Origin of the sequence: Microcystis sp. 49638_E5 (assembly GCF_021300285.1) — a bacterium.
Lineage (GTDB): Bacteria > Cyanobacteriota > Cyanobacteriia > Cyanobacteriales > Microcystaceae > Microcystis > Microcystis aeruginosa_C.
This window is the reverse complement of the sequence record NZ_JAJTDH010000023.1, coordinates 32,726-53,098: the sequence shown is the minus strand read 5'-3', so window position 1 is coordinate 53,098 and position 20,373 is coordinate 32,726. Positions and strand designations below refer to the sequence as shown.

Annotated in this window: 22 protein-coding genes and 2 pseudogenes; 11 read left to right on the top strand and 13 right to left on the bottom strand. The window is 41.1% G+C overall.

What is annotated here, in order from left to right; translation table 11 throughout:
* Positions 1–72: 72 nt before the first annotated feature.
* From LW728_RS08835 to LW728_RS08825, 3 genes are all read left to right on the top strand, one after another.
* Complete coding sequence (locus LW728_RS08835) at positions 73–1,824, top strand: ABC transporter ATP-binding protein/permease (RefSeq protein WP_287766329.1); 1,752 nt, start codon at positions 73–75, stop codon at positions 1,822–1,824.
* 151 nt (positions 1,825–1,975) lie between these two features.
* A complete protein-coding gene (gene hisC / locus LW728_RS08830) occupies positions 1,976–3,052 on the top strand; it encodes a histidinol-phosphate transaminase (protein ID WP_287766327.1) in 1,077 nt (358 codons plus the stop codon).
* Positions 3,053–3,103: 51 nt separating this feature from the next.
* A complete protein-coding gene (locus LW728_RS08825) occupies positions 3,104–3,484 on the top strand; it encodes a nuclear transport factor 2 family protein (protein ID WP_223211207.1) in 381 nt (126 codons plus the stop codon).
* Between the two features lie 17 nt (positions 3,485–3,501).
* Here LW728_RS08825 and LW728_RS23385 read toward each other — a convergent pair.
* The 10 genes and pseudogenes from LW728_RS23385 to LW728_RS08785 form a co-directional block, all read right to left on the bottom strand.
* Positions 3,502–3,697, bottom strand: a pseudogene (locus tag LW728_RS23385) (hypothetical protein).
* 13 nt (positions 3,698–3,710) lie between these two features.
* Positions 3,711–3,851, bottom strand: a pseudogene (locus LW728_RS23380) (DUF7149 domain-containing protein); the annotation flags it as partial.
* A gap of 173 nt (positions 3,852–4,024) precedes the next feature.
* The gene (locus LW728_RS08820) at positions 4,025–4,768 is read right to left on the bottom strand and encodes a DUF1995 family protein (protein WP_287766326.1); all 744 of its coding nucleotides are present in this window, start codon (positions 4,766–4,768) and stop codon (positions 4,025–4,027) included.
* A gap of 278 nt (positions 4,769–5,046) precedes the next feature.
* Entirely contained in the window at positions 5,047–5,319 is a 273-nt protein-coding gene (locus LW728_RS08815) for a hypothetical protein (RefSeq protein ID WP_002804170.1), read from the bottom strand.
* A 5-nt stretch (positions 5,320–5,324) separates the two neighbouring features.
* The gene (locus tag LW728_RS08810) at positions 5,325–6,110 is read right to left on the bottom strand and encodes a hypothetical protein (protein ID WP_287766323.1); all 786 of its coding nucleotides are present in this window, start codon (positions 6,108–6,110) and stop codon (positions 5,325–5,327) included.
* 121 nt (positions 6,111–6,231) lie between these two features.
* Positions 6,232–7,977: a diflavin flavoprotein gene (locus LW728_RS08805; protein WP_287766320.1), complete on the bottom strand. Its 1,746-nt coding sequence runs from the start codon at positions 7,975–7,977 to the stop codon at positions 6,232–6,234.
* A 51-nt stretch (positions 7,978–8,028) separates the two neighbouring features.
* Positions 8,029–8,529 (bottom strand): phosphate-starvation-inducible PsiE family protein, encoded by a 501-nt coding sequence (locus tag LW728_RS08800; protein WP_002769278.1) that lies wholly within the window; start codon positions 8,527–8,529, stop codon positions 8,029–8,031.
* 156 nt (positions 8,530–8,685) lie between these two features.
* Positions 8,686–10,410 carry a diflavin flavoprotein gene (locus LW728_RS08795; protein ID WP_287766317.1) on the bottom strand — a complete coding sequence of 575 codons (1,725 nt, stop codon included), beginning with the start codon at positions 10,408–10,410 and terminating at the stop codon, positions 8,686–8,688.
* 387 nt (positions 10,411–10,797) lie between these two features.
* A complete protein-coding gene (trmD, locus tag LW728_RS08790; RefSeq protein WP_002804174.1) occupies positions 10,798–11,493 on the bottom strand; it encodes a tRNA (guanosine(37)-N1)-methyltransferase TrmD in 696 nt (231 codons plus the stop codon).
* A 184-nt stretch (positions 11,494–11,677) separates the two neighbouring features.
* Positions 11,678–11,818, bottom strand: coding sequence for a hypothetical protein (locus LW728_RS08785; protein WP_157404799.1), 141 nt, complete (start codon positions 11,816–11,818; stop codon positions 11,678–11,680).
* 48 nt (positions 11,819–11,866) lie between these two features.
* Here LW728_RS08785 and LW728_RS08780 point away from each other — a divergent pair, with 48 nt between their 5' ends.
* The 6 genes from LW728_RS08780 to LW728_RS08755 all read left to right on the top strand — a co-directional run bounded on the left by LW728_RS08780 (position 11,867) and on the right by LW728_RS08755 (position 17,675).
* Complete coding sequence (locus LW728_RS08780; protein ID WP_149976600.1) at positions 11,867–12,721, top strand: cyanophycinase; 855 nt, start codon at positions 11,867–11,869, stop codon at positions 12,719–12,721.
* Between the two features lie 107 nt (positions 12,722–12,828).
* Positions 12,829–15,462, top strand: a complete 2,634-nt coding sequence (cphA, locus tag LW728_RS08775; protein ID WP_002804175.1) for a cyanophycin synthetase — start codon at positions 12,829–12,831, stop codon at positions 15,460–15,462.
* A gap of 117 nt (positions 15,463–15,579) precedes the next feature.
* Complete coding sequence (locus LW728_RS08770) at positions 15,580–16,281, top strand: DUF488 domain-containing protein (protein WP_287766314.1); 702 nt, start codon at positions 15,580–15,582, stop codon at positions 16,279–16,281.
* Positions 16,217–16,663: a DUF488 domain-containing protein gene (locus tag LW728_RS08765; RefSeq protein WP_024969514.1), complete on the top strand. Its 447-nt coding sequence runs from the start codon at positions 16,217–16,219 to the stop codon at positions 16,661–16,663. The genes LW728_RS08770 and LW728_RS08765 overlap by 65 nt, the downstream gene beginning before the upstream one ends.
* Positions 16,651–17,325: a dual OB domain-containing protein gene (locus LW728_RS08760; protein ID WP_287667583.1), complete on the top strand. Its 675-nt coding sequence runs from the start codon at positions 16,651–16,653 to the stop codon at positions 17,323–17,325. The genes LW728_RS08765 and LW728_RS08760 overlap by 13 nt, the downstream gene beginning before the upstream one ends.
* Positions 17,326–17,492: 167 nt before the next feature.
* Positions 17,493–17,675: a hypothetical protein gene (locus LW728_RS08755; protein ID WP_287766312.1), complete on the top strand. Its 183-nt coding sequence runs from the start codon at positions 17,493–17,495 to the stop codon at positions 17,673–17,675.
* Positions 17,676–17,689: 14 nt separating this feature from the next.
* Here the strand turns inward: LW728_RS08755 and LW728_RS08750 are convergent, their stop codons facing one another.
* Positions 17,690–18,190 (bottom strand): helix-turn-helix domain-containing protein, encoded by a 501-nt coding sequence (locus LW728_RS08750; protein WP_287766352.1) that lies wholly within the window; start codon positions 18,188–18,190, stop codon positions 17,690–17,692.
* Positions 18,191–18,375: 185 nt separating this feature from the next.
* Between LW728_RS08750 and LW728_RS08745 the strand changes: the two genes are divergently transcribed.
* A complete protein-coding gene (locus LW728_RS08745) occupies positions 18,376–18,738 on the top strand; it encodes a hypothetical protein (RefSeq protein WP_287766310.1) in 363 nt (120 codons plus the stop codon).
* An 85-nt stretch (positions 18,739–18,823) separates the two neighbouring features.
* The gene (locus tag LW728_RS08740; protein WP_287766308.1) at positions 18,824–19,132 is read left to right on the top strand and encodes a hypothetical protein; all 309 of its coding nucleotides are present in this window, start codon (positions 18,824–18,826) and stop codon (positions 19,130–19,132) included.
* Between the two features lie 452 nt (positions 19,133–19,584).
* Here LW728_RS08740 and LW728_RS08735 read toward each other — a convergent pair whose 3' ends face one another.
* A complete protein-coding gene (locus tag LW728_RS08735; protein ID WP_287766306.1) occupies positions 19,585–19,887 on the bottom strand; it encodes a DUF5615 family PIN-like protein in 303 nt (100 codons plus the stop codon).
* A gap of 1 nt (position 19,888) precedes the next feature.
* A complete protein-coding gene (locus LW728_RS08730) occupies positions 19,889–20,107 on the bottom strand; it encodes a DUF433 domain-containing protein (protein WP_002794870.1) in 219 nt (72 codons plus the stop codon).
* Positions 20,108–20,373: the final 266 nt, after the last annotated feature.

Below are 20,373 nucleotides of genomic sequence, written 5' to 3'. Positions count from 1 at the left end.
AAAGTTTTGCTTGCTGATCTGTAATTTAATCAACTACCCTATTGGAAAAATTCATTTACTTAATTTATAACTATGCAATCACAACATATTCCTAAGCAAGCGCAAAAAAAATCTGATTCAAAGCTTAATTTTCTAGAATTTTGGAATAAACTGAAGTTAGTTCTTGAAGCCTATTGGTATCCAATGGAAGCAGATGGTAGAGTTTTTTCTGAGGTTATTAAATCCTGGGGAATGTTAATACTTTTGCTATCATTAATCATCTGTTTAGTGGCTGTTACTGCCTTCAATAGTTTTATTTTGCGTCAATTGGTTAATGTAATTGATGAGAAAAATTTATCTGGGTTTACGAACAATCTTTTTATTTTGGTTGTTAGCTTTGTGTTGATCACTCTCTTAACGGGACTTTCTAAGTTTGTGAGAGAGAAAATAGCCCTTGACTGGTATGAATGGCTGAATGATTATATGTTGCAGAAATATTTTAGCAATCGTGCCTATTATAAGATTAACTTTGACTCAAACATTGATAATCCTGATCAACGTCTAACCCAAGAAATTAAACCCATCGCCAAAACAACCCTCAGTTTTTTTGCAACTTGTGTCGAGAAAATCTTGGAAATGATAGTTTTTTTCGTGATTCTCTGGCAGATTTCTAAAACCATTGGAGTGGTTTTGATTATTTATACCACTATCGGTAATTTGATTGCCTTTTATTTAAGCCAAGAATTTAATAACATTAATCAAGAAGAACTCGAAGTTGAAGCCAATTATAATTATGCTGTTACCCATGTTCGTAATCATGCCGAATCCATTGCTTTTTTTCAGGGAGAAGATCAAGAATTTAATATTCTTAAAAAACGATTTAGTTCTTTAATTCAAACTGCTTTACAAAAGATTAATTGGGAAAGAAATAAGAACTTTTTTGATCGAGGCTATCAGTCAATTATTAACGTGTTTCCCTTTTTACTCGTCGCCCCTTTATATATTAGAGATGAAATTGATTTTGGACAGGTAAATCAGGCTAGTTTAGCCGCCAATCTTTTTGCCACAGCTTTGGGTACATTGATCACTGAATTTGCAACTTCAGGACGACTTTCTAGTTATATTGAGCGTTTAGTGACTTTTTCAGAAACCTTAGAAACGATTACCCAGGAAGTTGAGGGTGTAAGCACCATTAAAAGCATTGAAGAAAACCGCCTCGCTTTTGATCATGTCACCTTACAAACTCCTAATTATGAAAAAGTAATCGTTGAAAATTTAACAATTGAGTTAGCATCAGAACAGGGTTTATTAATTGTTGGACCGAGTGGACGTGGCAAAAGTTCTCTTTTAAGAGCGATCGCCGGTTTATGGAATTCAGGCACTGGACGTTTAATACGACCACCAGGCAAAGAAATCCTCTTTTTACCCCAGCGTCCATATATCATTCTAGGAACATTACGCGAACAATTACTTTATCCGAATGTAGATCGTCAAGTGAGCGATCAAGAACTCAGTGAAGTTCTACAACAAGTAAACCTTCAAGATGTGCTTACCAGAGTTGGAGGCTTTGATCAAGAAGTCCCCTGGGAAAATATATTATCACTAGGGGAACAACAACGTCTGGCTTTTGCCCGAGTATTAGTGACCCGTCCTCATTTTGTTATCTTAGATGAATCAACTAGTGCTTTGGATTTGATCAATGAAAAGAATTTATATCAACAGTTAAAAGAAATAAAAACAACGTTTATTAGTGTGGGACATCGAGAAAGTTTATTTGATTATCATCAAACAGTTCTAGAACTTTTGCCAGATTCGACTTGGAAAATTTCTCCCGTTTCTGGGTGATTAAATATAAAATGTGGGATAGGCATCCTGCCCGTCCAAAGGCTAGAAGCTTGTTCTACTTCTAAGAACTAATTAAGCCCACTTACTTGTCCCAATTTCTTCAAGTTCTTGTCTGGATTAATTCCAAAACTTCCATTAGGTAATTTTAAAAATGAAACATCTGATCAACGAACATATTAGAGCATTAAATGCTCCTAAAGCTGACTTATTGAATCACGACAGAGGCGTTTTTTTGGACAAAAGTGAGTTGCCCTATGGACCGTCTCCTCTCGTCATCCAAGAAATGATCAAGGCCGCAACGACAGTTAACAGATATCCGGAAATTTTGCATCATTCTCTACGGACTGCAATAGCTAATTATACGAATACTAGAAAAGAACAAATTTTTGTAGGAAATGGCTCAGATGCTATCATTGAATTACTGCTCAAGATTTTTGTCAAATTCGGCGAGAATGTTTTAATTCCGATTCCAACATTTTTTGTTTACCAACACGCAACAAAAATTGTTGGCGGTAATCCAATTTTTGTTAATAGATTAGATGACTTTGGGTTAGAAGTTCCTCGTCTTTTACAGAAAGTCACCCCTGAAGTAAAACTTATTTTTATTGCTAATCCGAATAATCCTACCGCTAATTATGTCTCACGAGAGATTATTATCAAAATTCTTAATGAAGTGGATTGCATTGTAGTGGTGGATGAATGCTATTATGAATTTTGCCAAGAAACGGTAATAGACCTAGTTGATCAATATCCTAATTTAGTCGTTTTGCGTAGTTTCTCAAAAAGTTTTGGTCTGGCTGGGCTTAGGGTAGGTTATAGTATTGCTAATGAAACAATCATTGATTATCTTTATCGAGTTGCTAACCCATTTTCAGTCAATGCGATCGCTCTTGCGGCTGCTGTTGTTGCCTTAAAAGATATAGATTATGTAAATTCCAATATTGAAAAAATCTGTCAAGAAAGAGAAATTATGGCAAAGAATCTAGCGCAATTGGGTTGTTTGGTATATCCATCATCCACCAACTTCTTGTTTATTGGAACCCATTCATTGAGAATTCCATCAAAGCAGTTGGTTCAAGCACTTCAGGACAAGCAAATTTTTGTTCAGGATTGTGGTTTGCAAGCTGGTTTAGATGAATATTGTTTTAAAGCTTCGATTGGTACATCTGCGGATAATCAGGTTTTACTTAAAGGTCTGAAGGAAATTCTTCAAATTAGACCTAATTAAACAACAACTTTGGGAGGCAATTGGTAAATGAACGTAACGGAGACATTAACTATGTATCAGTCTATTAATTCTCAAAATATTACAGCCAATGAAGAATTAATCGTTAATTTATTTGAGGCTATTGATTCTTCTGATTTTAAATTATTAGTCAAGTATTTTGATAAAAATATTATCTATCAACGTCCAGGTTATCACGATTTGATTGGTATTGATAAACTTCTGCATTTTTATCAGTATGACAGAATCATTGTATCTGGTAAACATCTTATTGAACATATTGTTGTCGCAGAGAAGTATGGTTCATGCTGGGGACAGTTTATTGGCATACATAAAAATGGCTCTCAACTGAATGAGGGTTTTGCTGATGTGTACTCTTTTGAAAACAATAAAATTAAAACTCGGCGCAGCTACTTTTTTAGACCAGCAATCTAGCTGTCAGTAGTTAGCTATCAGCCCTCAGCTTTTTGGCTCTTCGTTACTTGGTATGGTTCGATAGGGGGGCATAAATCGACTAAATCCTTATCTGGCAAGAAATTTAATTGATTAGTTCGCTCTAGATCAAAAACAATTGACAAAAATCGCCAAATATCTTTCTCTATCTATAAGGGTTTCATCTCTTATAATCCTGTCCGTTGCATAAGACAAACCGAAGAGCCTTAAACTCTTCAGACTTTTTGCTGTCACATTGCTCCAACAAGCGCGTCAAATTAGCTTGAAAAACCTGAATTGTTTCATCAGGCTTGATTTTCAAGTAAACCCGATTTAAGGCTTGTTTGAGTTCTCGCTTATTGACAATCATAAAAGTTTACCTCTAGGGAAACTACCGACTAATCTTATTATAGCATTGCCAAATGATCGGTTAAAATAGAAGGATAAAAGTTGCAATCGAGGTCAATCTGTAGAAGCCAAGAATTTCTAACAGCAATGGGGAAAAAATCCCCCGTCACAGCCTAGCTTTACGGGGGGAGTATGTCACTGTTGTAATGCTTTTAAGAAGCGTCCCATAGTAGCAAATAAACCAGACTTTTTGGCTTTATTAGCAGGATTAGAACCATCATTAGGAGTATTACTAGAAGCTTTCAGAATCAGATTTTCTAAAGCTTCGCCCATGGGTTTAGTGGATTGTTCAGAAATTAACTCATAACCGTCTTCTTTTTCTAGCCAAACTTGCCACAAGGAAGGATAGGAACGATACACGATCGCTGATTCCAAGGGACGAAAATAATAACAACTTTCTAGGATACTTAAAAATCTTTCTCGCAATTGTCGGGCTGCGTAACCGATACCCACTACCGATACATCTTCCAATTGAGGAATTAGAAGAACTACGGGGCGATCTTCGGCAAGGTAACAGAGTTTTTCTACGGAATTAATCTCAACCGAGGAGGGGCAAACAACTAAAAAAACTTCATCTTCGGGCTTAATTTTGTTTTCGACAGGAATAAAACGACTACCTAAATCTCCCAGTTGAAAAACTGTTTCTCCCCAATCCCTTCGAGCTAACATGGCAGCCCCAGTATCGGGAAAAATTACCCTTAAACCAGAACCATAACTGTCAAAAATAGAGGCAAAATCAAGGGCTAAAGCTTGCGCTTGCAGGGCAATTTCTGGGATGACTAATTCCACTTGTATGCGTCTAGCTCCCGATTCTAGAGCCAGTTGGGTGGCGGCTTTCGCTTGCAGGATAGTTTCTTCTAGGGAATTGGGTAGGGTCATTTCAGTTATCAGTTATCAGTTATCAGTTATCAGTTATCAGTGACTACCTCTGGTCGTCGGTGACTTAAAATCAGAAAGATTTTAATTTTTATAAAAGGTAGGGTTGATTCATAGTAGGGTTGATTCATAGTAGGGTTGATTCATGAATCAACCCTACCCTTAATAGATGAAGTGTGACGGGATTTGGCATCATCCCCAGCATTAAGATAACTCCTATAAAATACCTTTAGTTTTTAAGAAGAAAGTCGGTAATCGGAGAAAAGGTGAAGAGAGAAAGCTTAGGAAAGCTGATAGGAGCCGTGACGTTGGGCATAATAATCGAGAATTGCCGTCACCAGAGCGCGATCGCTTTCCTGAAAAGTCTCGGTATAGTTAATTTCTAGACTACCGATCTGACTTTGGTGATAATCGAATTGTTGGAACTGCTGGGGAGTGAGATGGGTTTCCACACCCTGAACCTGTTGTAAATGGCTGGCTAACTCTCGATAGATAGCCAAGGGCATTTGGGGATAAATAATGGTTTGTTTTTGTTGAATAGCAATCGATCGCACGGGTTTTATTCTCCTGATTCGGAAATATTATAGCTGATCGAGGCTTGCGGTGCTGCGGCTGGTCTGGGGACATCATCCCCTAAGCGACGGGTAATAGTTTGACCGTATTGTTCTAAGACAATATAGAGGTTATCGGGATTAGTATCGATCGCTTTAACTAAAATTAAACCATTAGAGAGGGTAGAACCGGGGATAACTCGGCGTTCCGTGGCTTCTCCGGGGGCTTTCACGATCGCCATGGCAGTGGTAGGTAACTGGAAGATGCCCGATACTTGCACTTCTTCCGCTTCCGTCGGTTGCGGTGGTGGTGGTGGAGCTTTTACTATCGATCCTCCGGGGGTGGGAGGATTGCCCGTGGCTGCGGCTGCGGCTGCGGGGGTGGAACGATTGCCTGTGGCTGCGGCTGCGGGGGTGGAACGATTGCCCATTGCTGCGGGTGCGGTAGCCGCCGGAGTCCCAGCCGGGGGTTTTTCCGCCACTGTAATCGTAATATTTGGTTGTAGGGTAAAAGGGGCAAAGGGATCGCTGCGACCGCGATTAATTTCCGCCCGTTTTTGGTCAGGATCGGTGGCGGGAATCAATCCAGGTACTTTTGGGGTGGCTGGTTTGGTAGCCGGTTGCACAGCACCGCTAAAGGCAGGAGGTTGGGCAGCTGGGGGACTAGGAGAGGGGGTGGGGGTGGGGGTTTCTTGGGTAATCGGTGGGGATTGATTAGCTTGGTTAGAAGCTGGACATCCCACCAACAATAAAGCGACACTCCCCACCGATAGGATTAGCGGCAATTTTTTCATGGGGAAACAAAGACAAAATAGCCCGGTCGGACAGCCTCACATACTAACATAACCTATGCTTTCCAGAAATCTAGGCCGATGATAGGGGAAAAGTCAGGAATTTTGCGCCGCTAGTCCAGTTTTAGTACTGACTACCGGATTTACGATGACCGATGGCGGTGACACCGTTACTATCCAAAACTTGACCCCGCTCGACGGTAGCATAGACTAACCAGCGATCGCCGCAGAGTTGTCGCTCTTTGACCGTACACTCTAGATAGGCGAGACTTTCGCTTAAAATCAGACAGCCATTTTCCCCGACTTGGGTTTCTAATCCTGTAAAGACATCGCCGCCAGATTTGATGCGATTGGAAAAATGGCGGCGTAAATTGCGCCCTTCCTTGAGAATATTCAAGATAAAGACGGTTCCCGAGTTAATTAGGCGATCAGCGGCTTGCTCGTCAGCAACGGCGATAATTAGCCCCGGGGGGTTAAAACTGGCTTGGGATACCCAAGAGGTCAAGAAACCAGCATGATCCTCGCCCTGACGAGTGGTGAGAACAGAGAGGGAACCGACGATCCGACCAACGGCCTGGGCAGTGCGATCGATTTGTGTTTCGGTCATTCCCTGTTGGGGAACCCGCAATTTTTTGGTTTTTTTCAAGGTCTGGGCAAAAGTTTCTCCGGCTAAATAACCTGCTTGTAAACTGGTTTCTGTGGGGTTAAAACGCACGCGCAAGGATTCAAAACCAAGGCGATAATTGGCATCTTTGAGTTTAGTTTCAATTAAATCTACCGCTTCCCCACTCCAACCGTAGGAACCAAAAACCCCAGCTAATTTAGTTTTTGCTGCCGTGGAAAGAACGATTCCTAAAGCAGTTTGGATCTGGGTAGGAGCGTGACCGGCTAAGGTGGGAGAACCGATAATAAATCCGTCACAATTTTCGATCGCTTGACTAATTTCGGCAGGGGTGGCAAACTCACAATTTATTGATTCTACGGCCAGATCATTTTCTAATAATCCTCGTTCGATCGAGCGGGCCAAGGTGGCAGTATTTCCGTAGGCAGAAGCATATAATAAAGCCACTTGTAGGGGTCTAGTTTTTTGTTCTTGACACCAATAGCGATAATCGTGGGCAAGACGACTAAGACTATAGCGAATTATCGGACCGTGGGCGGGTGCATAATATTGGGCGGGAAATTCTTTAATTTTGTCGAGGGCTGTTTCTACCGCTTTGGATTGCACGGCATGGAGACAATCAAAATAATAACGACGATCTGCGTCTAATTGTTTCCAATTTTTATCCCAAATATCGTCACTGCACAGATGCACACTAAAGAATTTATCGCTGTATAAAATTTGGGTTTTTTGGTCAAAAGTGCAGATACCATCAGGCCAGCGGGGGGTAGGGACATTAATAAAACTGAGTTGATGACCTTGCCCTAAATCAAGGATTTCATCGGTTCGTATGCCCAAAATTTGGGCATCGGGAAAAGCATTTTTCAGGGTATTGACGGCAGATTTAGAACAGAGGATGCTGATTTGATGGGTTTGGTCTAATAATGCCTTTAAAGTGACGATACGATTGGGATTAACGTGACTGAGAATCAGATAATCGAGACGATGTAAGGGGACATATTGACGAATTTCTTCCAAATAAATTTCGGTGAAGGATTCTCCGGGGGGATCGATTAAGGCGGTTTTATCGCCCCGGATAAGATAGGAATTCGCGGTGGTTCCCCGTTGACGAGCATATTCTATTTCAAATTTTAATCTTTCCCAAGTACGCGAGCGAAAAACCCACGTTTGCTCGGCAATTTCGGCGGTTTGAACATCGCGGGGGCGATTATTAATAGCAGGATTGGAAATTAAAGTATTAGTGGTCATAATTGTTAAGTTGTTTATTAGCTGTACTGATAAATGATAACTGATAACTGATTAAGTTTTGCTGTTTATTTCAGTTAATTCTTTAACTAAATGTTGACGATAACGTTCAGAAACTTTTTGTTCAGGATCGATACCTTCAAAGGTGGGAGGCAGCCAAACTCTTAACACCATTAATGTACCGAGAACTATTAGAAAAGCACAGGCGGCTAATACTTGTGTCCAATTAGTTTCTAGGACTCCTCTGACAATTAATTCTCGCAAAACCGAAACGATAGAAACTTCCACGGCAACACCGATAGAAACTCGTTTTTCTTGCAAATAAATAATTAACAATCGGAACAATTCTACTAGAATTAAGAGGAATAAAATATCGGCGGTAATAATCCGAAATTGAATCGGTGGCAGCAGCGACATAAACATTTCTCTGACTTCTAACACCATGAAGCTAAATAAACCAATACAGAGAGAAATGACAATTAAATCTTGAATCATTTCTAAGACTTGCACTACCCGCACCATCATTGGGGAAGGTTTTTTAATTGGTTCGTACATTTTATTCCTCCTAAGATTGATAGAATTGGATGTTTCAGTTATCAGTGAGCAGTAAACAGTAATCAGTGAAAATAAAGCGGCAACTTCCTACTTAACACTATCCACTGAAAACTTAAATCTGATAACTGATAACTGATAACTGATAACTGATAACTGTTAATAATGGTTGCCAACTTTGCGATGATGGACAGCAGTTAAGACATCTAAACGGGCAACTCGTCCACTATTAACGGTACAATAAACTACCCAATGATCGCCGCAATCTAAACGACTGGTGACTTCACATTCTATGTAAGCTAAGGCATCGGCTAAAATTGGTGATCCATTATTGGCAGTATAGGTTTTAATGCCTTCAAAACGATTGGCACCGGGAGAGAAACGCTTGAGGAAATGTTTCATTAATTTCTGGTAATTATCCTCAGCCAAAACATTTAAAACAAAGGTATCGCTAGGCTGTAAAAATGATACCATTGCCCGATCTTTGGCCACTGCAATCGCCACACCTAAAGGATTTAAACTTGCTTGTGTCACCCAAGAGGCAATCATGGCACTGGATAAATCGGCTTTTTGGGAAGTAATTAGATACAATCCGGTACTAATACGGCCTAAAGCCTTTTCTAAGTCGTTGTTAATCGACTTAATTTGTTTAATCGTTTTTTCTCGGCTTAACCATTGGCCGAGGTCGGTTCCTGCTTCATCGGCAATAAAATCGAGGGATTGATTGGTATTATCTTTAACTAAAAGAGGAGGAAAAGCTTCGATCACGACCATTTCCTGTAATTTATTTCTTAAGGGAAAAATTGGTTCATCTTCCCCACCTCCTGACTCAAATAATCCTACCGCTTGTTTGCCATTGACCGAAGCAAGAATCGTGCTTAAAATCGTCTGGTTAATCGGGGAAGATTGGGGAGGCATTCCGATGACAACTCCTTTAGACTGATTGATTAATTCTCTGACTTCGTGGGGATCAGCATTATTCATGTCGACTAATTCTGTCACCACATCAGTTTTAGTCAAACCCTGACTAATCATAGTAGCTAAATGTTCGCTTTGTCCGTAATCTTGGGTAAAGAATATAGCCACTAAAGTATCGGCAGAAGTTTGTTCTTGACTCCAAGCTTGATAGCGTCCCACCCAATCAGAAATATGGTGTTTTAATAGGGGACCGTGACCGGTGGCAATGAGATTAATCTCGAATTTCTCGATTCTTTTAATTGCCCCTAAAACTGAACGAGCATTCGGTCGCATCAGACAGTCATAATAGGTTTGAAAATCGGCTTCTAGCAGGTCTTTTTCTAGATCATAGGTTTGATCATCACAAAAGTGCATTCCGAAGGCATCACAGGTAAAAAGGGTGGCAGTTTTAGCATCAAAAGTGAAGATAGTATCAGGCCAATGAAGATTAGGGGCTGAAACAAATTCTAAAACATGACCATTACCTAAGTCTAAAGTATCACCACTTTTAACGATTAACTGTTTAAAGGGTCTGTGTACCATGTTTTCGAGGAATTGCATGGCAACTTTTGCCCCCACCACGGTAACTTCTGGGACTAATTCCAAAACTTCTTTGACTAAACCACTGTGGTCGGGTTCGGTGTGACTGATAATTAAATAATCAAGATGATTGATGTTGATTAGTTTAGTTAATTCATCCAGATAAAGGCGATCAAATTTGCGGTGAGATGTATCAATTAGGGCGGTTTTTTCCCCTTGAATAACAAAAGAGTTATAAGTCGTACCGTTTTCTAAACCAAACTCGATATCAAAACGATCGCGGTCCCAATCCAAACAGCGTAAGGTAAAAGTATTTTCGGCGATTTCTTGGATTTGTGTGGTTAAACGGCTGGTTTTAGCGGGTTTTGGAGTGATTAAAGCCACCATAATTTCTATCTCCCACAGGATTTGATTCGGAACTGCATTTGCTTAATTCCTATGGTGACTTGCTTTCAGCGATTTGTAAAATACCAATTACTCAAGTAAATGATTAGTTGAATTTATATAACCTTTTGTCTATGGTTGCGCCTATTAAACCCCCACCAGCTAGAGAACTAGAATTTTTTGGCAAGAGCAGATAGACTCTAGAGACTGGGAACGAAAAAGAGACCTAAAATGCCGAAAGTGGATTGGAAACGTTGCCATCAAAGTCTAGAAACCAGAAGAGCCATAATTCATAATTCATAATTCATAATTCATAATTCATAATTCATAATTCATAATTCATAATTCATAATTCATAATTCATAATTCCCACGCGAGCATTTTTGGGGATTAATCCCCTTCCTCTAGCCATTTTTGCCAGAGATCTGGACGACGCTCCTTCGTGCGATCGAGTTGTTGTTGATAGCGCCAATCAGCGATATCCTGATGATTACCCGATCGCAAAACCGGCGGCACTTGCCAACCGCGAAAGACTGGGGGCCGGGTATATTGGGGATAATCCAATAAACCCGCCTCAAAACTCTCCAATTTCAACGATTCCGCCTTACCTACTGTACCGGGTAACAACCGGGTCACCCCGTTAATAATCGCTAAAGCAGGAATTTCCCCACAAGTTAGGACAAAATCCCCTAAAGATACCTCTTTAGTCACCAAATGCTCACAAACCCGCTCATCTACCCCTTCATAATGCCCACAGATGAGAATTAACTGCTGATAACTACTGGCCCAAGTTTTCAGTAAAGCTTGATTGAGAGGTTCCCCCTGGGGAGTCATCAGCACGATCTCCCGGGGTGGTAAAATTTCTAAAGACTCGATCGCCTCAAAAATTGGCTCTGGTTTTAATAACATTCCCACACCACCACCGTAGGGTTCATCATCGACGCGACGGTGTTTATCGTGGGCAAAATCCCGGAGATTGACCAAATTTACCCTAGCGATGTCGCGTTCGAGAGCTTTTGCCAACAACCCCGACTGCAGCGGTGAAGTAAAAAAATCGGGAAAGAGAGTAACAATGTCAAACTGCACGGGAAAAATTAAGGCCTAGACTGGAATAGTGTTTAATGTATCATTTTGTCACGGCTCGATCGGTTAAAATCTTGCTAATTTTGCGATAGTCTATCTCAATAACATGATAGACTATGCTGTACTGTCTAGGGGTTTTTCTGGCTCTAGCTTGAGTGATCGAAGTCTAGCCTAGACTTAAAGTTAACTAAAAGTCCGTGATTGCCAGTGGATCGAAGAAAATTGCTAAAATCGCCTCTACTATTGCTTGATGTCCCGAAAAATATCCCCAAACCGCATTTTTTTCCGTCAACCGTTCAGGGAAAATAACATCAAGATACTTGTCCATCTTCCCGAAAAACCTTCCATCCCTAAAAATGTCTATTCGTTCAGTGACATGATCATCGAGCTAGAAACCCAACACCACGAAAATCCTGCCCCCATATCTCTCAAAACGGCGATTTTAGTCATTGGAGGTGCCGAGGATAAAGTCCACGGTAAAGAGATACTGCACACCTTTTGGAATCGCGCTGGGGGTAGCGAAGCAGTGATCGCTATTGTTCCCTCCGCTTCCAGAGAACCAGTTTTAATCGGCGATCGCTATCAGAAGATTTTCGAGGAAATGGGGGCAAAATACGTCAAAGTTATCGATATTCGTGATCGCGTACAGGGAGAAGACCCCCAATTCCAGGCCTACATCGAAGAATGTACAGGTGTATTTATGACCGGAGGCGACCAGCTGCGTTTATGCGGTTTGCTCTCCGATACTCCCCTGATGGAAAGAATCAGACAAAGAGTGCAACAGGGAGAATTAACCCTAGCTGGAACTAGCGCCGGGGCCGCCGTTATGGGTCATCACATGATTGCTGGGGGCAGCAGCGGGGAAGCACCTAATCGGGCCTTAGTGGATATGGCCATGGGATTAGGTCTCATTCCTGAAGTCATTGTCGATCAACACTTCCACAATCGCAACCGCATGGCTCGGTTAATGAGCGCTATCTCTGGTTATCCCGAACGTTTAGGAATTGGCATCGATGAGGATACCTGCGCTATGTTTGAACGGGATGGCACGATGACGGTAATCGGCTGCGGTACAGTAACGGTAATTGATGCTAGGGAAATGTCCCACACCAACCACCATCACGTCACCGCAAACGAACCTCTGAGTCTGCATAATCTGCGGGTACATATTCTTGCCTACGGTGATGGCTATCATCTCAAAAAACAGCAAGTGATCCCTAAATTGGGGTAAAAAAACTCCTGAAAAACTGTTCACGATGAACAGTTTACCCATCTCGGAAAACCAGACAATAAACAACGGCTTCTTTGTGCTTCTCAACAGCGAACATCAGCTATATCATGAAAATTCTCAGAACCCAAACCCTGCGCGGTCCCAACTACTGGAGTATTCGTCGCGACAAGCTCATTGTTATGCGTCTAGATCTCGAAGATCTCGCAGAGAAGCCATCGAATGAAATCCCAGGCTTTTACGAGGGATTAATCGACGTTCTCCCCAGTTTAGTCGAACATTACTGCTCCCCCGGTTATCGCGGTGGTTTCTTTGAACGAGTCCGCACTGGCACTTATATGGGCCACATCATTGAACATATCGCCCTAGAATTGCAGGAATTGGCAGGAACTCCCGTCGGGTTTGGTCGCACGAGAGGCACCTCCACCCCCGGAGTCTATAACGTGGTGTTTGAATACGTTGAGGAGCAAGCGGGACGTTATGCGGGTCGGGCTGCCGTGCGGTTGTGTCAATCGATTGTCGATACGGGAACCTATCCTAAGCAAGAATTAGCCCAAGATTTAGCCGATTTACGCGATTTATGCAATAATGCCTCCCTCGGTCCGAGTACAGAAACCATCGTCAAAGAAGCACAAGCTAGAAATATCCCCTGGTTACTCCTGAGCGCTCGTGCCATGGTGCAATTGGGCTATGGCGTTCACCAAAAGCGCATTCAAGCCACTTTAAGCAGTTTTTCGGGGATTTTAGCCGTTGAGTTGGCCTGTGACAAGGAAGGCACAAAAACTATCCTCAAGGATGGTGGGATTCCAGTCCCCCGGGGTACGGTGATTCAATACTTGGATGAGTTGTCAGCGGCAATCGAGGAAGTGGGAGGGTTTCCCATCGTGATTAAACCCCTCGATGGCAACCACGGCCGGGGCATCAGCATCGATGTTAAAACTCAACAGGAAGCAGAGGAAGCCTATGATCTAGCCAGTGCCGCCTCGAAAACCCGCAGCGTGATCGTAGAAAGATACTATAAAGGCAGTGATCACCGAATTTTAGTCATAAATGGCAAAGTTGCCGCCGTGGCCGAACGGATTCCCGCTCACGTCGTCGGTGATGGGCGCTCAACTATAGAAGAATTAATCGAAATTACTAATCAAGATCCCAACCGGGGTGACGGTCATGCCAACGTTTTAACTAAAATAACTATTGACAAAACCGCCCTTAATGTGCTAGAGAAACAGGGCTATGAATTAACCAGCATTTTACCCCAAGGTGCAATCGCCTATCTGCGGGCCACCGCTAATTTAAGCACCGGCGGCATCGCCGTGGATCGTACCGACGAAATTCACCCCGAAAACGTCTGGATCGCCCAAAGAGTGGCAAAATTAATCGGTTTAGACATTGCCGGGATCGATGTGGTCACAGATGATATCCGCAAACCCCTGAAAGAAGTGGACGGGGTAATCGTAGAAGTCAACGCCGCTCCCGGTTTTCGGATGCACGTCGCCCCCAGTCGCGGTTTACCCCGCAATATCGCCGCTCCAGTTATCGATATGTTATTCCCCCCCGGTACTCCCAGTCGCGTGCCAATTCTGGCGATTACGGGAACTAACGGCAAAACCACCACTAGCCGCTTAATCTCTCATATTTGCCGGCAAACGGGGAAAGTAGTCGGATTTACCACGACGGACGGCGTATATATCGATGATTATCTGGTAGAAAAGGGCGATAACACCGGTCCCTACAGTGCCAGTATGATTTTGAAGGATCCCACGGTGGAGATTGCCGTGCTAGAAACGGCCCGGGGTGGTATCCTGCGATCGGGTTTAGCTTTTAATCAGTGCGATGTGGGAGTGGTGTTAAATGTGGCCGCCGACCATTTGGGTATCGGCGATATCGACACCATCGAACAAATGGCGAAGGTAAAAAGCGTTGTGGCCGAGGTGGTTAGCGCCGAGGGTTACGCGGTTTTAAATGCCGATGACCCCTTGACCGCTAGTATGGCCGAAAAAGTCAAGGGAAGAGTCGCTTATTTTTCCATGAGTCCCGATAACCCGATTATTCACGACCATATCCGTCGCGGTGGCATGGCCGCCATCTATGAGAATGGCTATCTGTCGATTCTAGAGGGAGAATGGACGCTGAGAATCGAGGAAGCGGTCAATATTCCCGTGACTATGCAGGGAATGGCTCCTTTTATGATTGCTAACGCCCTGGCCGCCTGTTTAGCCACTTTTGTGCAGGGTATCGATATCGAGTTAATTCGCCAAGGGGTGCGGACTTTTAAACCTTCCGTGGCCCAGACCCCCGGCAGGATGAACCTGTTTGACTTGGGACACCATCACGCTTTAATCGATTATGCCCATAATCCCGCCGGATACGAAGCCGTCGGCGGTTTTGTCGGCAATTGGTCCGGGGAAAAAGTCGGCGTGGTTGGGGGGCCGGGCGATCGACGCGATGATGATTTAATTTTATTAGGGAAATTATCGGCCCAAATGTTCGATCGAATTATTGTTAAGGAAGATAACGATACTCGCGGTCGCCGCCGAGGAGAAGTGGCCGATTTAATTCTCCGGGGAATTAGCCAAGAAAATGCCAGTTTGCGACCAGAAGTTATTCTCGATGAAACGGAAGCTTTAGAGAAGGCTTTAAGCACGGTTTCCGAGGGTGGTTTAGTGGTAATTTTCCCGGAAAGTGTCACCCAGGCGATCGATTTGATCGAGAAACATCGACCCCTGACCGATAATCAGGGTTAAAAGTTGGGATATTCTGCCTATAGAGTCACTTCTAGCCCGATGGTCTGTTCCCCTCTCTAGGCAATCGTTGATCTACAATGATTATTGTAGGCTTTCATCGAAGGAATAATAATATTGATGCAGTTATTCACCATCGGTCACTCTAATCACGAAATTGCCTCATTTATGCTTCTACTTAAGAAGCATAATATAACTGCCCTTGCTGATGTTCGTTCTCATCCTTATAGCCGATTTCTCAAGCATTTTAATCAGTCAATATTGTCAAATGCTTTAAAAAGTGAAGGCATTTACTATGTGTTTTTGGGCAAAGAATTAGGAGCCAGACCGAGCAGCGAAGAATGTTATGTCAATGGTAAGGCTTTATACGAAAAAATTGCTAAAACATCTGATTTTAATCATGGAATTGAACGAATTTTACAGGGAGTGAAAAAACATCGAATTGCCCTTATGTGTGCGGAGAAAGACCCGATTGAATGTCATAGAGCGATTCTGGTTTGTCAACATCTACGTCATTGCGATTTAGATATTTATCATATTCTAAAAAATGGTGACTTGGAATCTCATGACCATTTGGAAGAAAGAATGCTGTTCAAACATAGTTTGACCGATTTTTCAGCCAGTAGTCAAAAAGAAATTCAGCTTTCTTTATTTGTCGAGCCAAATAGCAATCTTCTCACAAAAGCAGAATGTTTGGAGAAAGCTTATAAGCTTCAGGGTGATGCAATTGCTTATATAGAAACAAGTGGTAATTATGATGAACAGGACAATCAATCTCTTTACAATTGGCTTTACTCAAAAGACTGCACAGAAGTTCTTTGATGACTTACAAAAAGCTGGTGTTAAGAGAGTTATAGATACTCGTTTAAATAATGTTTCCCAATTAGCAGGATTTAGTAAAAAAGCTGACCTAGAATATTTTTTAAAAGTCATCGGTGGCATTGACTATGTTCATGTTTTAGACTTAGCTCCAACTCAAGATATTCTTGATGAATATAAAAAGAAAAAAGTTGATTGGACAATATACGAACAAAAATTTAGACAACTTATTAGTAGCCGGAGGATTGAAACAAAAGTTTCTCCAGATGTAATTAATAACGCTTGTTTACTCTGTAGTGAGGCAAAACCTCATAATTGTCACCGTCGTTTAGTGGCCGAATATTTAAAGGAGAAATGGGGGAATGTCAATATATGTCATCTCTGAAAAAAATTGTCTGTCTTGCTAATTCATGGAAATTAAATGAACGCTGTATCGCTGGAATTGATATTGGTTCAGGAAATTGGGTTCGTCCTGTGTGTGATTCTCTTTATCCAGAAGATGGCAGGGTTCCACGAGCAGTTAGACTAATTTCTGGTAAAGAACCAAAAGTTTTAGATATTCTCGAAATTCCCCTGGCTGATACTGGCAATGATTTTGGGTTTGAATCGGAAAATTTTTCCGTTTTACCCGGTGAGTGGAAATGTGTAGGTAGATTCAATATCAATAATTTGGGAAAGTATTGTAGAACCCCAACAAAAATACTGCACAATTCAATTAAATATGTTAATCCTTCTTATTTGAAAAACCTTAATTTCAATCAACGTTATACTCTCCAGTTGATTCAAGTGCAGAGTTTTAGAGTATATCAAAAAGAAAATTCAAAAGGAAATTTTGAGTGGCGTGGCACAATTACAACAGCGAATGGTAACAGTTTGACAGAAGCAAAGATAACTGATCCCGTATTTGTCGAGAAATTAAATACAGGCTATCAACCTCAGCAAAACTGTTTTGTTACCGTCAGTCTTAGTCTGCCTTGGATCTCTTCGGCAAATTGGGAAGGAGAAGCTCCCTGCTGGAAATTAATAGCAGCTGTAATTGAATTATAGGAATTACGGCTAGACAACTTTTTTATAGGTTGTTGGCTCGAAAAAATCTCTGTTCGTGAAATTTTCAGAGCTATGAACAGTTGAGTTTAACAGACTGAAGTGGGCGAGGTAAATTTAGCATAAATGCTGGAGCGATCAAGCGAAAATAAGGCTCTTCTCAACTTTGTGTGATAAGTTTAACTTATATAGTAGCGATCGATCTTTGTGTCCTCTGTGTCTCTGTGGTTCCTTCGACTCCCTCGCCCGCAAGACTGTATCTTAGAATACATTTTACCCACCAAATCCAAAAGAACCCCATTTCCCTATCCTTGTCAATTGTGGATCAAAGCAGCTTGACATTCATATCTTGATAAAATTATCAAAGTTACTCTGGTTTGAGACTATCTAAAATTAATTGTATATCTAAATCAAGAGCTTGAGCAATTTGTTCGATCGTTAATCCTAATCCTATTAGTTTGGGAACAGTTTCTAGTTTTGCTTTAATAACATTGTTTTCAGTTTTATAAATATGATAATTTTCTATTTCTCGATTATTAGAAGGGTTATGACAGAAAGTAACCTGATCAATTTTTACAGATTTATTACCCAAATTATTAATACTATTGCTGACAATTAACCTTTCAATTGCTGATCGAACAGTTGATTTATTTAATTCTTCCCCTAACACTTCCGAAAGAATGCGCCAAAGTTCATAGGCTTTATCTCTGGCATGACCTTCAGAACAATTATATTCTTCTGCTATTTTTGCATATTTCTGACCATCAAAAACGTTCTTTAAAATCCCTAATTGCAATGTATCGAGATGCTTTCCCGTGTGGCCAAAAACCAGATTATCAATAAGTGAGAAGACTTCTTGGGTATCCATGGGAGTAATGTTAAGATTTGGGGACATAATACCGTCATTATCCGTTATTTTCCGATATTTGTAAACATAGTTAACAAAACCTCCGACAATATCCGTTTTTTTCCGTCTTGAAATAATTTTAACTGGTTGATACATTGTCGGTAGTGTGGCTTGTTAGTTGTGTCAAATTTTCAGGAAATAAAATTATGCTCTATCCAACAAAAAAATCAATCAGTGTGTTGACTTTAGCAGGGTTTTTTTCAATCCTCCAGTTTACAGTATGGGTAACTAATTCTAACGCACAAAGTAGTGAAGTTCAGCAATTGTTGAGAGAATTAAACAGTATGGAGGGGGAAGCTGGCCAGCTAATACAGCAAATGATAGCTGAAGACTGGCAAAGAATTTATAGGCTTTCTTGTCAAGGATTAATTCAAGAGGCCAATCAACTCACGAAAAATGGAGATTATTGGGCGACTCAAGTTAATATACCACATTATGCAGCTAGGGCATCGGGAAATTATGCCGCCTCTGAACGGAGATATCAAGAATATAATAGAAGATGTCGGTAATGCCAGTCCATTAATCGGGTGTATCTCAAAATGTTTTTAACCTCAAAGTCAAATCAAACTTATCGCTCAATTTGGTAAAAATCACATGAAAAGTATTCTCGTAACAGCTTCAGCATTTTTATTGGTCATGTCTCCTATTAACCAAGCAAAAGCTTCTACTCCTGATAATGTACAAACTAAAAACATATTGTGTTTAGACGTGTCAACAAATCAAACTTTTGCTAATACCGAAACTATTTTGTTGGTACAGCAACCTGTAGACCCGGTGTATATTGCTCCATCAACAGGACCAGACAGCAAATGTACTTATTATATAGTGCGTGGTAAAGATGGAAAAATTTATGACTGCCGAAAATGTACATATGGCGGGCCGTATTGTTTTAGAAGAGAGTAGTGCGACTGTTATTTAAGATTCTAGACATCTGGTCAACAGAACTTCTCGCAATACTTCACTTTTCATGTCTCTGGGGATGCAAGAGAAAACCCTATCGCCATTAGACGATTTAGGTTTAAGGGAAAAATGAAAAATAAACTATAGCAAAGAGCGGGGTGGTTAGGACAATCAATCGCTGAAACCCTTGACCGATAAGAGTTTGAAAATTGAAAGCGTCCTAACTAACTCGTTCTATGCCATACTATTGATCTTGAATGTCTTAAACTTATGTTTTTGCATAGCTTTAGCTACCTTGTTGGCTATTATGGGTGAGCCAATACCTGCATTTTTGATTGGATTTATTGTGTTTATCTTACTAGGGATAGTTCTTGGAATAATCTTCCCAAGTCGGTAGCCTTAATATCTTAGCCCAGACTCTTGAAAAATGGCTTAAATTCATTTTAAATAGGTTGTTATAAACTTACTACTGTTGCTGTTCCTTTTGTTACTGTTGCCAAAACTTCTAAAACTTTAGGAACCAAACGATTTGATTGTGATTGTAAAATAATAATAGCTAGATTAAACTGCGGTAAATTTTGCTCAAATGGCAAATTGTTATCCACTGTAATAAAAATATCAAATTCTTGTGAAGCTAAACCTAACAGTTGACCATTCTTGATCCCAGTCCATCCCATTTGCGGAACAGTTTTGATATTATAACCTGTAAACTCCCTCATTAATCTTCGGTCAATACATTCATCTAAAAAAAGCCTCATTTCACGCTACCCTATCAATAAGCTCTTTTTCAAATTCTGCAAGTAAGCTAATAACTCGTTCTCTTGTTACCGTCGGAAAACCCTCTAAAAAATCATCAATTGATTCTCCTGCTTTAAGATAATCAAAAAGTGTTTGTATCGGAACTCTAGTACCTGAAAAAACAGGAACACCACTCATAGTTTCAGGAGATACATTGATAAGAGGCGAATATTTAGCCATTTTGATTACCTTCTTAGCTTCTACAGAGTAGATTAACCCAGAGCAATGCGTCTTGTCTTCATATTCTAGCCTAGATTCTTGAAAAATGGGTTAAACTGATGCTAAATAGGGTTTGCTGACAAAGTACGGGCGAAGCATTCGGGCAATAACCTATCGGTGAAACCGTAGATTGGCTCTTCTAGGTTCTGTGTGATGAGTTTAACTTACTATATGATCGATCTTTGTGTCCTTTGTGTCTTTGTGGTTCGTTCCACCCCCTCGGCGGG